11 protein-coding genes and 1 riboswitch are annotated in these 13,108 nt (G+C 63.3%); of the genes, 8 read left to right on the top strand and 3 right to left on the bottom strand.

Going from position 1 to position 13,108, the window contains the following annotated elements; all coding sequences use genetic code 11:
• The first annotated feature begins 7 nt into the window (after nt 1–7).
• The 5 genes from selD to CHU94_RS04955 all read left to right on the top strand — a co-directional run bounded on the left by selD (nt 8) and on the right by CHU94_RS04955 (nt 7,844).
• Nucleotides 8–2,308: a selenide, water dikinase SelD gene (selD, locus tag CHU94_RS04975; protein WP_094477388.1), complete on the top strand. Its 2,301-nt coding sequence runs from the start codon at nt 8–10 to the stop codon at nt 2,306–2,308.
• Between the two features lie 4 nt (nt 2,309–2,312).
• Nucleotides 2,313–3,083 carry a DUF3047 domain-containing protein gene (locus CHU94_RS04970; RefSeq protein ID WP_094477386.1) on the top strand — a complete coding sequence of 257 codons (771 nt, stop codon included), beginning with the start codon at nt 2,313–2,315 and terminating at the stop codon, nt 3,081–3,083.
• 4 nt (nt 3,084–3,087) lie between these two features.
• On the top strand, nt 3,088–4,215 hold the full coding sequence (locus CHU94_RS04965; RefSeq protein WP_094477384.1) for an FAD-dependent oxidoreductase: 1,128 nt from the start codon (nt 3,088–3,090) through the stop codon (nt 4,213–4,215).
• An 84-nt stretch (nt 4,216–4,299) separates the two neighbouring features.
• A complete protein-coding gene (locus CHU94_RS04960) occupies nt 4,300–5,916 on the top strand; it encodes a mechanosensitive ion channel family protein (protein ID WP_094477801.1) in 1,617 nt (538 codons plus the stop codon).
• Complete coding sequence (locus CHU94_RS04955; RefSeq protein WP_094477382.1) at nt 5,913–7,844, top strand: YhgE/Pip domain-containing protein; 1,932 nt, start codon at nt 5,913–5,915, stop codon at nt 7,842–7,844. The genes CHU94_RS04960 and CHU94_RS04955 overlap by 4 nt, the downstream gene beginning before the upstream one ends.
• Nucleotides 7,845–7,853: 9 nt before the next feature.
• On the opposite strand, the gene CHU94_RS04950 is transcribed toward CHU94_RS04955, so the two are convergent.
• Nucleotides 7,854–8,288, bottom strand: a complete 435-nt coding sequence (locus tag CHU94_RS04950) for a hypothetical protein (RefSeq protein ID WP_094477380.1) — start codon at nt 8,286–8,288, stop codon at nt 7,854–7,856.
• Between the two features lie 58 nt (nt 8,289–8,346).
• Nucleotides 8,347–8,438: riboswitch (cyclic di-GMP riboswitch) on the bottom strand.
• A 36-nt stretch (nt 8,439–8,474) separates the two neighbouring features.
• Nucleotides 8,475–9,449, bottom strand: coding sequence for a tripartite tricarboxylate transporter substrate binding protein (locus CHU94_RS04945; protein WP_094477378.1), 975 nt, complete (start codon nt 9,447–9,449; stop codon nt 8,475–8,477).
• Between the two features lie 188 nt (nt 9,450–9,637).
• Here CHU94_RS04945 and CHU94_RS04940 point away from each other — a divergent pair, with 188 nt between their 5' ends.
• The 3 genes from CHU94_RS04940 (at nt 9,638) to groL (ending at nt 12,207) form a co-directional block, all read left to right on the top strand.
• Complete coding sequence (locus CHU94_RS04940; protein WP_094477376.1) at nt 9,638–9,919, top strand: hypothetical protein; 282 nt, start codon at nt 9,638–9,640, stop codon at nt 9,917–9,919.
• Between the two features lie 253 nt (nt 9,920–10,172).
• Nucleotides 10,173–10,466, top strand: coding sequence for a co-chaperone GroES (gene groES / locus CHU94_RS04935; protein WP_094477374.1), 294 nt, complete (start codon nt 10,173–10,175; stop codon nt 10,464–10,466).
• Between the two features lie 91 nt (nt 10,467–10,557).
• Complete coding sequence (gene groL / locus CHU94_RS04930; RefSeq protein WP_094477371.1) at nt 10,558–12,207, top strand: chaperonin GroEL; 1,650 nt, start codon at nt 10,558–10,560, stop codon at nt 12,205–12,207.
• A gap of 220 nt (nt 12,208–12,427) precedes the next feature.
• On the opposite strand, the gene CHU94_RS04925 is transcribed toward groL, so the two are convergent.
• On the bottom strand, nt 12,428–13,078 hold the full coding sequence (locus CHU94_RS04925; protein WP_094477369.1) for an HAD family phosphatase: 651 nt from the start codon (nt 13,076–13,078) through the stop codon (nt 12,428–12,430).
• Nucleotides 13,079–13,108: the final 30 nt, after the last annotated feature.

The raw sequence follows: 13,108 nt of genomic DNA, 5'->3' as shown, positions 1-13,108 counted from the left end.
CACGCCCATGCAAACGCTCACCGCCCCCATCGTCCGCGACATTGTGTTGGTGGGCGGCGGCCACAGCCATGTAGGGGTGCTGCGCTACTTCGGTATGCACCCGCTGCCCGGCGTGCGCATCACCCTGATCTGCACCGACGCGCACACGCCTTACTCCGGCATGCTGCCCGGCTACGTGGCGGGGCATTACACGTATGACGAGGTGCACATCGACCTGTGCCGCCTGTGCGCGGCCACCGGGGCCCGCTTCATCCAGGCCGAAGTAACGGGGCTGAACCGCGACGCCCGCACGGTGCAGCTGCGCGGCCGGCCCGACATTGACTACGACTTGGTCTCCATCAACACCGGCTCTACGCCCCAAATGCAGGTGGTGGGCGCAGCTGCGCATGCGGTACCCGTCAAACCCATCACCGGCTTTCAACAGCGCTGGCTAGCATTGCTGGCGCGGACCGAACAGCACCATGGCTTGCTGAACATAGCCATTGTGGGCGGGGGTGCGGGTGGTGTTGAGCTGTGTCTGTCCATGCAATACCGGCTGCGCGCCATGCTGCAGGCTGCAGGACGTGATGCAGAAACTTTGCAGTTCCACCTGTTCACTTCCGAAGAGCTGCTGCCCACCCACAACACTGGCGTTCGCACACGTTTTGCGCGCGTGCTGGCGCAGCGCGGCGTGCATGTGCACCAGCACACCCCGATTGCCGAAGTGCAAGCGGGCCGCTTGCGTACCGCCCAAGGCAGCTGGTTTGCTGCCGACGAGGTGCTGTGGGTGACCCAAGCGGGCGGTGGCATGTGGCTACAGGACACAGGTTTGGCGCTGGACACACGCCATTGCATTCGGCTGCATGACACGCTGCAAAGCGTCAGCGACCCGCGCGTGTTTGCGGCGGGGGACGTGGCAGCCATGGAAAACTTTGCGCTGGAAAAAGCCGGTGTGTTCGCCGTGCGCATGGGCATGCCGCTGGCGCGCAACCTGCAATGCGCCGTGCAGGGCCTGCCCTTGCAACCCTACCGCCCGCAGCGCCGGTGGCTGGCCCTGATCAGCACCGGCGACCGCTACGCCGTGGCCTCGCGAGGTGCCATTGGCTTTGCGGGTGCCTGGGTCTGGCACTGGAAGGACTGGATAGACCGGCGCTTCATGCAACGCTTCAGCGTGCAGGGCGCCAACGGTTTGGCCGGCATGCCAGCGCTGGCCGCCGCTGCGGCTCCTGCGCCCCTGCAACTCTCTCCAGAGGAGAGCCAACAAGCCCAGGCCGCCGTAACCATGCGCTGCGGGGGCTGCGGGGCCAAGGTGGGTGCCAGCGTGTTGTCGCGTGCGCTGCAGAGCCTGTGGGTGGCGCATAACCCGGATGTGCTGCTGGGCCTGGACAGCCCCGACGACGCGGCCGTGGTGCGCGTGCCACTCGGCAAAGCGCTGGTACACAGCGTGGACTTTTTCCGCGCCTTGGTGGACGACCCGTTTGTCTTTGGCCAGATTGCCGCGAACCACGCGCTGGGCGACCTGTTTGCCATGGGCGCGCAGCCGCACACGGCCACCGCCATTGCCACCATACCGCCCGGCGTGGACCGGCAGGTGGAGGCCACGCTGCGCCAGATGATGGCGGGCGCGGTGCAAGTGCTCAATGCCGCAGGCTGCACACTGATTGGGGGTCACAGCGGCGAGGGCGCCGAGCTGGCGCTGGGCTTTGCGGTGAATGGTCTGGTGGATGTGGATGCGAATGGGCAAATGAGTGGCGTGCTGCGCAAGGGCGGCATGCAGCCCGGCGACGTGCTGCTGCTGACCAAACCGATGGGCACCGGCGCCCTGTTTGCCGCGCACGGCCGCGCCGCCGCCACCGGGCGCTGGGTGCAGGCCGCGCTGGCCAGCATGGTGCAGAGCAACCAGGCCGCGGCACACACGCTGCGCGCCCATGGCGCCACCGCCTGCACCGACCTGACCGGCTTTGGCCTGATTGGCCACACGGTAGAAATGGCGCGCCCCAGCAGCGTGCAGGTGGTGCTGGATGTGCACGCCCTGCCCCTGCTGGACGGCGCACTGGAGTGCGTGCAGCAAGGCCTGCTCAGCTCCCTGCACAGCGCCAATGCGCGCCAGCAGCATGTGGTGCAGAACGCCAGCGAGGCCATGGCCCACGCGCGCTGGCCGCTGCTGGTGGACCCACAAACCGCGGGCGGCCTGCTGGCCAGCGTGCCCGCCGCCCAGGCCGCAGCCTGCGTGGCAGCACTGCACGCCCAGGGCTACCCCGAGGCCTGCGCCATCGGCCGGGCGCAGGGCCTGCCCGCGGGTGAGGCGCCCGTGCGCATAGTGTTTTGATGCTATGTTTTCGATAGCTATTCGCGCACACTCCACAAAGGCTACAGGCCTATTTTTTGCTTTTCTGTGGGCTGGAGCAGGGGCCATAGCTTGGGCGCAAGCGCCAGCACCTTCGCTGCTGCAGCCACTTGCAGGCGCTGCCGATGGCGCGCCCGCGCCGCCCTGGCGGGTGGTCGGCCTGCCCGGCAACAAGGTGCCACTGGTGGCGCCCGATATCACCACACTCGACGGCCAGCAGGTGCTGCGCCTGCGCAGCGACAAGAGTTATGGCACGGTCAGCCACGCGCTGGCGCCCGACGCCGGAGGCCGCTTTTTGCAATGGCAGTGGCGCCTGGACCAGGCCTTGGCCGCATCCAACCTGCGGCGCAAGGACGGTGACGATGCCGCACTCAAGGTGTGCGCCCTGTTTGACCTGCCACTCGAAAAGATACCATTTGTGGAGCGCAATCTGTTGCGCCTGGCACGCCGTGTGAGCGGTGAGGCGCTACCTGGCGCCACGCTGTGTTACGTGTGGGACACCAGCTTGCCGCCCGGCACACTGCTGGCCAATGCCTACACCGGCCGGGTGCGCCTGCACGTCCTCTCCAGCGGCACCAATGCCCTGGGCCAATGGCTGCCCCAGCAGCGTGACCTTCAGACCGATTTTTTGGCCAGTTTTGGCGATGAGACCGACACCGTGCCACCGCTGAAGGCCATTGTGCTGGGGGCAGATTCCGACAACACCGGCGGCGCCAGCCTGGGGTTTGTCAAAGACCTGCTACTCATGAAACAATAGCAGCATGAACGCTCTGGCCGCGCATCTCAAGAACCATGTGGACTCGGTGCCGCATGGCGATGCGCGTGGCTACCAGCCCCGCCAGCTGGTCCTGCTGGGCGGGGGCATGGCCAATTTGCAGGTGCTGGCCAACCTGGCCGCACACCCGCTGGCCGAGATGCGGATCATCCTGGTAGCCCCCCACCCCCGCAGCATCTACCCCGGCATGTTGCCTGGGTTTGTGGCCGGCCACTATGCGCTGGACGAATGCGCCATACCGCTGGAGCCCTTGGTGCGCCGCGCGGGTATCCGCTGGCTGCAGCGCAGTGTGAAGGCGCTGGACGCCACCACCCAGACCCTGCTGCTGGACGACGGCAGCACCCAGCATTACGACTGGCTGTCCGTGAACACTGGCCAGGTACAAAACCGCGAACAGATTGAGCGCGACATTCCCGGGGCACGCGAGCACGGCCTGTTTGTGCACCCCATGGAAACCTTTGCCGCACTGTGGCCGCGCGTGTGTGAACTGGGCGAAACACGGGCACTGCGGATTGCAGTGATCGGCGCAGGCACTGCAGCCATGGAACTGGCGATGGCCGTGCGCCAGCGCCTGCCCCATAGCGCCGTGACCCTGGTGGCTGGCCCGCTGGCGGACGGTGCCAGCACCCCCAATCCCTTGCAGCAGCGCTTGACCACCACCATGAAAGCCCAGCGCATCACGGTGCTGCATGACAACGCGGTGGGCCTGAAAGCCGATGAAGTGCAACTGGCTTGTGGTGCCCGCCTGGCCTGCGATGTGCCGTTGCTCGCCATCGAAGGGCAAACCCCGGCTTGGCAGGCGCAAAGCGCGTTGGCGTTATCGCCCCAAGGTCACATCATCACTGACCACTACCAGCGCAGCACCAGCCATCCGCAGGTGTTTGCCGTGACCGACAACAGCATGGTGCTGGCGCGCAACCTGCCTGCGGCGACCACCGGTGGCACCTTGCACGCCAGCCGCAACGAGGCGCACGCCCTGCACCTGCTGTTTGGCGGATCCCGGCAGGCCGTGGCAGGCTGGGGCACCTACAGCGCCCAAGGCCGCCCCATCAGCTGGCTCAAGGAATGGGCCGATCGCCGCTTTGTGGCGCGGTACTTGCAAAACACGCCCTAGAGCACCCGACGCGGCGCCGCCGTGTTCCCCTGTTGCTGCCCGGTAACCCGGAAATGGTTGCCTTGAGCGACAATGATTTTCACCATGAAACGCATTGTCATTGCCTGCTGCCTGGGCCTGCTGGCGGCCATCTCCGGATTGGCGGCAGAGTCCAACGCGGCTTCCGCCACGGCGGAAGATGCGGTCAGCACCCTGCACTACTTCAACCGCCCGGTGTTCACGTTCCGTGGCAGCCTGTCCGGTGTATCCGCCCCCGACCGTGCCCAGCGCGCCGCCGCGCGCCTGCGCGAGCAACTCGACACTCCGGGGGCCCACCGGGTTGGCCAGAAGCCCGAATCCATGGGAATTTTGGTGCAGATTGATGGCGCCACCACCTTTGTGGTGACAGCGGACGATGTGGATGTGCTACAGCAGGAGACCCTGGAGGCCAGCGCCCAGCGCGCCGCCCAGGCACTGGAACGGGTCATTGCCGAAAGCCGTGAGGCGCGCGACTGGCAGGCCCTGCTACGCGCACTGGGTTGGTCCACCCTGGCCTCTGCGCTGGCGTTAGTGCTGGCCTGGGTACTGCGACGCGGCCATGCAGCGCTCGCACGGCGTCTGGTCACCCTCTCGGAGTGGCACGCGCGCAAACTGCAGTGGGGTGGCGTAGAGCTGCTACAGCGCGAGCGTGCTGCGGCGGTGGTACGCAAGTTTCTCAACGGTGCGTATGCCTTGGTGGTGCTCTTGCTGGTATACGAATGGCTGAGCTTTGTGCTGGCGCGGTTTCCCTTCACCCGCGTCTGGGGTGAAACACTCAACAGCTATCTACTAAACCTGCTGGCGCTGATCGGGGGCGCGATCGTGGGTGCGGTGCCGGGCCTCTTTACTGCGGTGGTGATCTTTTATTTGGCGCGTGCTGTCACGGGCATGTTGCACCGCTTTTTTGACCGCATCCAGCAAGGCCAGCACAACGTGGCATGGCTGGACGCAGACGTGGCAGTGCCCACACGGCGTATCACCACCGCCGTCGTGTGGCTGTTCGCCTTGGCCATGGCCTACCCCTACCTGCCTGGTGCGCAGACCGAAGCGTTCAAGGGCTTGTCGGTGCTGGTGGGTTTGATGATTTCGCTGGGGGCGTCCAACCTGGTGGGGCAGGCGGCCAGCGGCCTGATCCTGACCTATGGCCGGGTGTTCCGCCGCGGTGAGTATGTGCGTATTGCAGATCAAGAGGGCACAGTCACGGAGATCGGCATGTTTGCCACCCGCATTCGCACGGGCTTGGGGGAAGAAGTGACTATCTCCAACTCCACCATCCTGGGCAGCACCACCAAGAACTACTCTCGTGCCGTGCAGGGCGAAGGTTACGTGCTGGACACCACCGTCACCATTGGTTACGACACCCCTTGGCGCCAGGTGCATGCCATGCTGCAAGAGGCCGCTGCGCGCACCGAAGGCGTGCTGGCCAGCCCCGCGCCGCATGTTTTCCAGACCGCGCTGTCCGACTGGTACCCGGTGTACCGGCTGGTCTGCCAAGCGGTGCCCACCGAGCCGCGCCCGCGTGCACTGCTGTTGAGCGCCTTGCACGCCAATATCCAGGACGTGTTCAACACCTATGGCGTGCAAATCATGTCGCCGCAGTACATCGCCGACCCGCTGGCGCCCAAACAGGTGCCCCCAGACCAGTGGTATCCCGCGCCGGCCCAAGCCCCCCACCCGCCATGAGCCCTTTGCAACAAATCGCCTACATCGTTCGCACCGAGCTGCGGGCGTTTGTGCGTTACCCCAAGATGCTGGCGGCTACTGCAGCCGTAGCCCTGCTGCCGGCGCTGTACGCGCTGATTTACCTCTCCAGCGTGTGGGACCCGGCGTCCAATACGCAGTCTTTGGCAGTCGCACTGGTCAACTTGGACGAGGGCGTGGAGTACCGCGACCACGTGTTTAACGTGGGCTGGCAAGTGGTGTCCAAGCTGCGAAGCAGCCACCGTTTTGGGTATGTGGATTTGCACGACGCCGAAGAAGCCCGGCACCGCGTGCGCCAGGGCAGTTTGGCGTTTGCGCTGATCATCCCCAAAGACTTCAGCTCCAACGCCATTCCCGGCGCGCAGCCGGGTGGCGGCAAACTGGTGATCTACAGCGCCGAGGGCAACAACTACGAAACCGCCGTGATTGCCCGCCAGTTCGCCACCGAGCTGGGGCACGAGGTGAATGAAAGCCTGAACGAACGCCGCTGGGCCCTGGTGCTGAGCAACGCGGCAGGCTCTCAGCACAGTGTGGACCAACTCCGGCAAGGGGTAGAGCAGCTGCGCTTGGGGGCGGTGCAGCTCAAAGCCGGCACGGAACAAACGGCCAGCGCGGCGAAGGCGCTCTCCGGTGGCGCAGGAAAACTGCAAAACGGTGTGGAGCAACTGACCGATGGCATGCGCCAATTGGGCGCCGGCCTGCGCACCATGGATGCGCGGCGCCCTGCCAACTCCGAACTCAACCGGCTCAAAGCGGGGGCCGAAAGTCTGGCCGCCGGTCATGGAGAACTGTCCCGTGGCCTGGATGAATTGCAAGTGGGTTCGCAAAAAATCCGCGAAGGCGTGACCGGATTCCAAGAGGAGGCCAACGGCAGTTTGCTGGTGTCCAATCGCATCAAGGAGAACACCAACCAGCTGGCCAACGGTGTGATCCAGCTCGATGAGGGACTGAAGACCGCGGGGAATGCGCAGCGCCAATTGGCAGAGGGTGCAGACAAGGTGAGCACCGGTGTTGGGGCCCTGACTACTGGCATGCGCGCACTCAATGGCGGCATCCGCACGGCCGTGAGCAAGCTGCCCGAAGATACGCAGCTCGATGAACTGAACCGCGGTGCCAGCGCCTTGGCCAACGGAAACTTTGCCCTTGCCGACGGGCTGCAAAAAATCCGAGGGGGCTCCCAAAGCCTTTCGGGTGGGCTGGACTTGCTGGCTAACTCCTTGCCTGCAGCGCTGGACACACCGGGCGGCAGTGCGGCAGGCATGGCCAGCTCCGTTCAACCGGTGATGGAGCTCAGTGCCCCGGTGTCCAACAGCGGCAGTGGCTTTGCTCCCAACATCCTGCCGGCTGCACTATGGCTGGGTGCAGGCATTGCGGCCTTTTTGATCCATGTGCGCACGCTGCCCCGCAGGGCACAGCACTTCTCACGCCCCGCGCAGCTGTTGGGAAAAATGAGTCTGCCCGCTGGCGTGGTGACAGTGCAGGCCTTGTTGCTGGGCTGGGCGGCGCAGCAGGTACTGACCATGCACGTGACCAATGCCCCGGCTTTTATGCTGACGCTGGTGGTATCCGGCCTGAGCTTTCTGTCCATGGTGCTGCTGTTGACCAAGGCGTTCGGCGATGCGGGCAAGGCCATGGCCATGGTACTGCTGGCAGTGCAGCTTTCATCGTCAGGTGGGGTGATGCCAGTGGAACTCAGTGGTGGCCTGTTCACCCAGATCAGCCCCTGGTTGCCCATGACCTGGGTGGTACGTGCGGTGAAAGCCAGCCTGTTTGGTGCCTTTGACGGGGAATGGGCCCGGCCGCTGGCCTATGTGGCCGCGTCTGGGGCAGCCGCCATGTTGTTGTCCATGGTGGTGGGACGCTGGCGTTTCGTCAAACCTGCCGCCATGCGCCCGGCAGTGGACATGTAAAGCGAGCAGCTAGCGCGGCAGGCGTACGAAGGTGGGCTGCACCTTCCAATCAGTACACACAAAATGCCCGCGATTCAACAAACGGTCAGCGATGCTGTTGTCGGCGTACTGCACTTTGCCGTCTTTGCAGACCATGACGGTGTCTTCCGTCGACACTTGTTGCAGCAGATTGGCCAGCATCAGGCTGTCGCGCATGCCCACGTAAATGATGAGGGCCAGCACCACGAGCACCAGCAGGGTGGAAGCGTCACGCACGAGCTTGCGCCAAGGGGCAGGCGGCGGCGGCTCCACGGGCAGGCGCCCTGCGCCCAAACTGAACAGCTCAACCCCTGCGGCAGGGGCTTCCAAGATGGTGCTGGGCTCGCCCTCAGGCTCTGCCGCTGCACTCGCGGCAGCGCTGGTCACAGGCAAGTAGGCCCGACCAAAGGGTTTGGTTTGTTTCATGCACGGCTCCCTGGTACGAACACAGGCACACACGCATTGACACCACAGTGACAGCACTGCTGGCAACCCCGCTATCCCTTCCGCGCCAAATGCAGATGGGGACCGGAGGCTTTGCGTCCCTGCCTCTCGGCAGGTTTGCCCGGATTTTTGCTAAAGCGCGATTGTAGAAAAATCGCGCCCCCCGCGCTACTCGACCTTGGCGCCTGAGGCCTGCACGATCCCCTTCCATTTGGCGTAGTCGGCCTTGAGCAGGTTGGAAAACTGATCCACCTTCATGGCCACTGGCTCGGCGCCCTGGGCCTGGATGGCGGCTTTGACCTCGGGGTTGGCCAACAGCTTGTTGACTTCAGTGTTCAGCGTGGTGACCACAGTAGCCGGTGTACCGGCCGGGGCAAACAGGCCGTACCAGGTGCTCACATCAAAGTCCTTGTAGCCCGACTCGGCCACGGTGGGCACATCGGGCAATGAGCTGCTGCGCGCCGCCGAGGTGACCGCCAGGGGACGCAGCTTGCCGGCCTTGATCTGGGCCATGGCTGAAGGCACGGACGACACCAGCAAATCCACATTGCCCGCCAGGGCATCCATCAACGCAGGGTTGGAGCCCTTGTAAGGAATGTGCCGGATATTGATACTGGCGGCCTTCTCAAACAGGTGACCTGCCAGGTGGATGGTGGTGCCATTGCCAGGAGATCCATAGGTGATGGTGTCGGGAGCGGTCTTGGCGGCAGCGACCACATCGGCCAAGGTCTTGAACTTGGAGTTGGCGCTGGTAGCGATCACCACCGGCGTGTAGGCCACGTGGGCCACCGCCACCAGATCCTTGGTCGGATCCCACGGCAGGTTGCCATAGAGCCAGGGGCCCACCACCAAGTTGTCCTTCTGGCCCATCACGATGTCGTAGCCCGTGGGCGCCGCTTTGACCGCTTCGGTGATGCCGATGGTGCCGCCAGCGCCGGCACGGTTGTCAGGCACCACGGACCATTTGTTGGCCTCGGTCAGCTTCTGGGCTACCAGGCGGGACAGGATATCGGTGCCACCGCCAGGAGGAAAGGGAATGATCAGGCGGACCGATTTGGTGGGGTAGGACGCGTTTTGGGCCTGAGCCGCACCCACCGCCGCCACTGACACCAGACTCCACACCAACAGCTTCTTCAACAACATGGCAATTTCTCCAAAATGATAAGGGCCCGGGCCTCACGCCCTGCGCCGGCAGATTCTGCCCCAAGGCTTTGGGCTCCATCCTGCGGGATACCCGCACGCCCGGTGCAGCCAGCGCAACACGCCCCTTGAAGACACCTAGGGTTTACCCTATACTGCAGTGCAACATCGTTCACTTTGGAGGTTTCCCCATGGCCAGCACCGCAATCCGTACCCCCCATTTCGCCCCCGCCCAGCAGCCCGGTGTGGCGCAGGCACTGCGCGACCTGCTGGTGTCGGCCCGCGCATTGAGCAGCGCCCTGTGGGCAGCAGCCTTTGAGCGCCAAGCAGCAGGCGCCGTGGAACTGGACGAAGCCAGCCAGTTGCGCGCCATGGCCGACGATGTCGCCAGCCAAGACCCCAACTTTGCCCAGGATTTGTACGCCCTGGCCGACCGCGTAGAACGCGCCGCCCTGGCTGGCCACAGCCTCTGAGCGTCCGCCCCCTCCCCTAAAAAGCGCCCCACCAGGGCGCTTTTTTTATGCCCGCACGCCAGTAAAGGTGGATGCCGAGAAAGCTCTGCGTCGCGCTGCAATCGCGGCCCAAACTCTTGAAAGCAGGGCAAAAGGCCTTATGATTAGCACTCGTTGGGATGGAGTGCTAACAGCACCCTTCCACAAGTTCATGTGTGCTTACCCTTGGGTGGGCACCTGTTCCCTTTCTGTTTCAAAACCTAGGAGATTCCTCATGAAACTGCGTCCTCTGGCAGACCGCGTGATTGTTAAGCGCGTTGAAAGCGAAACCAAGACTGCCTCCGGCATCTACATTCCTGACAACGCTGCCGAGAAGCCAGACCAAGGCGAAGTGCTGGCTGTGGGCCCAGGCAAGACCAACGACAAGGGCGAAACCAAGGCCCTGACTGTGAAGGTTGGCGACCGCGTGTTGTTCGGCAAGTACTCCGGCCAGACCGTCAAGGTCGACGGCGACGAGCTGCTGGTCATGAAGGAAGACGACCTGTTCGCAGTCGTCGAGTCCAAGTAATTCCGGGCTTAAAGCACTACTGAATTCATAGCTAGTCACGCAGCATATACGCGGTCTAGCGGCATATTTCACTTAAATTTGGAGTCATAACATGGCAGCAAAAGACGTAATTTTCGGCGGCGAAGCCCGCGCACGCATGGTTGAAGGCGTGAACATTTTGGCCAACGCGGTCAAAGTGACCCTGGGCCCCAAGGGCCGTAACGTGGTTCTGGAGCGCTCCTTTGGCGCCCCCACCGTGACCAAGGACGGTGTGTCCGTGGCCAAGGAAATCGAACTCAAAGACAAGCTGCAAAACATGGGCGCGCAGATGGTCAAGGAAGTGGCTTCCAAGACTTCTGACAACGCTGGTGACGGCACGACGACTGCGACCGTGCTGGCCCAAGCCATCGTGCACGAAGGCATGAAGTACGTGGCCGCCGGCATGAACCCGATGGACCTGAAGCGCGGTATCGACAAGGCAGTGTCTGCCCTGATCGCCGAGCTGAAGAAGGCTTCCAAGCCCACCACCACTTCCAAGGAAATCGCCCAAGTGGGTTCCATTTCCGCCAACTCTGACACCAGCATCGGCGAAATCATCGCCAATGCGATGGACAAGGTCGGCAAGGAAGGCGTGATCACTGTGGAAGACGGCAAGTCTCTGCAAAACGAACTGGATGTCGTCGAAGGCATGCAATTCGACCGCGGCTACCTGTCCCCCTACTTCATCAACAACCCCGAAAAGCAAGCTGCCTTGCTGGACAACCCCTTTGTGCTGTTGTTCGACAAGAAGATCAGCAACATCCGTGACCTGCTGCCTACCCTGGAGCAAGTCGCGAAGGCTGGCCGCCCCCTGTTGATCATTGCTGAAGATGTCGAAGGCGAAGCCCTGGCAACTTTGGTCGTGAACACCATCCGCGGCATCCTGAAGGTAGTGGCTGTGAAGGCGCCTGGCTTCGGCGACCGCCGCAAGGCCATGCTGGAAGACATCGCCATCCTGACAGGCGGCAAGGTCATCGCTGAAGAAGTGGGCCTGACCCTGGAAAAGGTGACTTTGGCCGATCTGGGCCAAGCCAAGCGCATCGAAGTGGGCAAAGAAAACACCATCATCATCGACGGCCTGGGCGCTGCCGCTGACATCGAAGCCCGCGTGAAGCAAGTGCGCGTGCAGATCGAGGAAGCGACGTCCGACTACGACCGTGAAAAGCTGCAAGAGCGCGTGGCCAAGCTGGCCGGCGGTGTGGCCGTGATCAAGGTGGGCGCTGCGACCGAAGTCGAAATGAAGGAAAAGAAGGCCCGCGTCGAAGACGCCCTGCACGCAACCCGCGCTGCCGTGGAAGAAGGCATTGTGGCTGGTGGTGGCGTGGCTCTGCTGCGCGCCAAACAAGCCGCTGGCGCCATCAAGGGCGACAACGCGGACCAAGACGCTGGTATCAAGCTGGTGTTGAAGGCCATCGAAGCCCCCCTGCGCGAGATCGTGTTCAACGCCGGAGGCGAAGCCTCCGTGGTGGTGAACGCTGTGTTGAACGGCAAGGGCAATTACGGCTTCAACGCTGCCAACGACAGCTACGGCGACATGATCGAAATGGGTATTCTGGACCCCACCAAGGTGACACGCACTGCCCTGCAAAACGCAGCGTCTGTGGCATCCCTGATGCTCACCACCGAGTGCATGGTGTCTGAGTCCCCGAAGGCTGACGCGCCGGCTGGCGGCGGCATGCCCGACATGGGTGGTATGGGCGGCATGGGCGGCATGGGCATGTAAGTGCTCCTTGCCTGAGGCGCCATGCCGGCGTTGCAAGGGCTTGCCGTACCGTAGGTACTGTCTACGCCCTTGCGCCTTGGCTTGGCACCTCATGCTGCGTCGATGTGGCGTTATTGCTCTCGACTGCAACCAAAAAAGCCCCGCAGGGTCTACCTTGCGGGGCTTTTTTACGCCTGATTCACTATGAATTTGATAGCTGCTCGCGCATATTTTGCGCGGGCTAGAGGGCTATTTCATTCAAACCAAGGGCTTGCAGCGCTTGGCTGGCTTGCTGCGCGCTGTGGAAGTGAATCCCATGCCAGCCCTCTGCCTGCGCAGCGTGGATGTTGGGCAGCAGGTCATCCAAGAAGATGGTCTTGGACGGCTCCAAGGCATAGCGCGTTTGAAGGCATTGATAGATGGAAGGCTCGGGTTTGATGAGCAGCACGTCGCCCGAAAAAATGCCGCCGTCGAACGCTTTGAGAAAAGGGTTCATGCGCTCCAGCGTGCGGGCGTACGGCACGGGCATATTGGAGAGGTAGTAGAGGCGCACGGGTTCACCACCATGTGCTGCGCGCTGCGCACGCAAAGCCACCAGGCGCTCAAACAGTGCGACGGACTCGGGCATGGGCGTCAAGCGCTCACCAATGCTCTCCACCAACGCGCCCAGCACCCTGGCATCCAAGCCCACCCGCTTTGCGACCTGCGCAATGACATCCGGCATTGAAACAGTACCCCGGTCAAAGGCTTGCCAGTCGGCGCGGCCGAACACTTCATGAGCCAAATGTCCCGCTTCTGCGCGGCTAGCAGCGCGTTGCGGAAAACACTCCATCATCAAATCCACCGGGCGCCAGGTAAACAGCACCGCGCCAAAATCAAACACCACATTCATTTCGTAGTTCCAACAAAAAAACCTCGCCAG

This window comes from Rhodoferax sp. TH121 (assembly GCF_002251855.1).
Taxonomy (GTDB): domain Bacteria; phylum Pseudomonadota; class Gammaproteobacteria; order Burkholderiales; family Burkholderiaceae_C; genus Allorhodoferax.
The sequence above is the reverse complement of the archived record's forward strand: the minus strand, read 5'-3'. Positions and strand labels throughout refer to the sequence as shown.

Coding starts and splice junctions, on each gene's coding strand:
- selD (WP_094477388.1), top strand. CDS start 8: ATGCAAACGCTCACCGCCCCCATCGTCCGCGACATTGTGTTGGTGGGC.
- CHU94_RS04970 (WP_094477386.1), top strand. CDS start 2,313: ATGTTTTCGATAGCTATTCGCGCACACTCCACAAAGGCTACAGGCCTA.
- CHU94_RS04965 (WP_094477384.1), top strand. CDS start 3,088: ATGAACGCTCTGGCCGCGCATCTCAAGAACCATGTGGACTCGGTGCCG.
- CHU94_RS04960 (WP_094477801.1), top strand. CDS start 4,300: ATGAAACGCATTGTCATTGCCTGCTGCCTGGGCCTGCTGGCGGCCATC.
- CHU94_RS04955 (WP_094477382.1), top strand. CDS start 5,913: ATGAGCCCTTTGCAACAAATCGCCTACATCGTTCGCACCGAGCTGCGG.
- CHU94_RS04950 (WP_094477380.1), bottom strand. CDS start 8,288: ATGAAACAAACCAAACCCTTTGGTCGGGCCTACTTGCCTGTGACCAGC.
- CHU94_RS04945 (WP_094477378.1), bottom strand. CDS start 9,449: ATGTTGTTGAAGAAGCTGTTGGTGTGGAGTCTGGTGTCAGTGGCGGCG.
- CHU94_RS04940 (WP_094477376.1), top strand. CDS start 9,638: ATGGCCAGCACCGCAATCCGTACCCCCCATTTCGCCCCCGCCCAGCAG.
- groES (WP_094477374.1), top strand. CDS start 10,173: ATGAAACTGCGTCCTCTGGCAGACCGCGTGATTGTTAAGCGCGTTGAA.
- groL (WP_094477371.1), top strand. CDS start 10,558: ATGGCAGCAAAAGACGTAATTTTCGGCGGCGAAGCCCGCGCACGCATG.
- CHU94_RS04925 (WP_094477369.1), bottom strand. CDS start 13,078: ATGAATGTGGTGTTTGATTTTGGCGCGGTGCTGTTTACCTGGCGCCCG.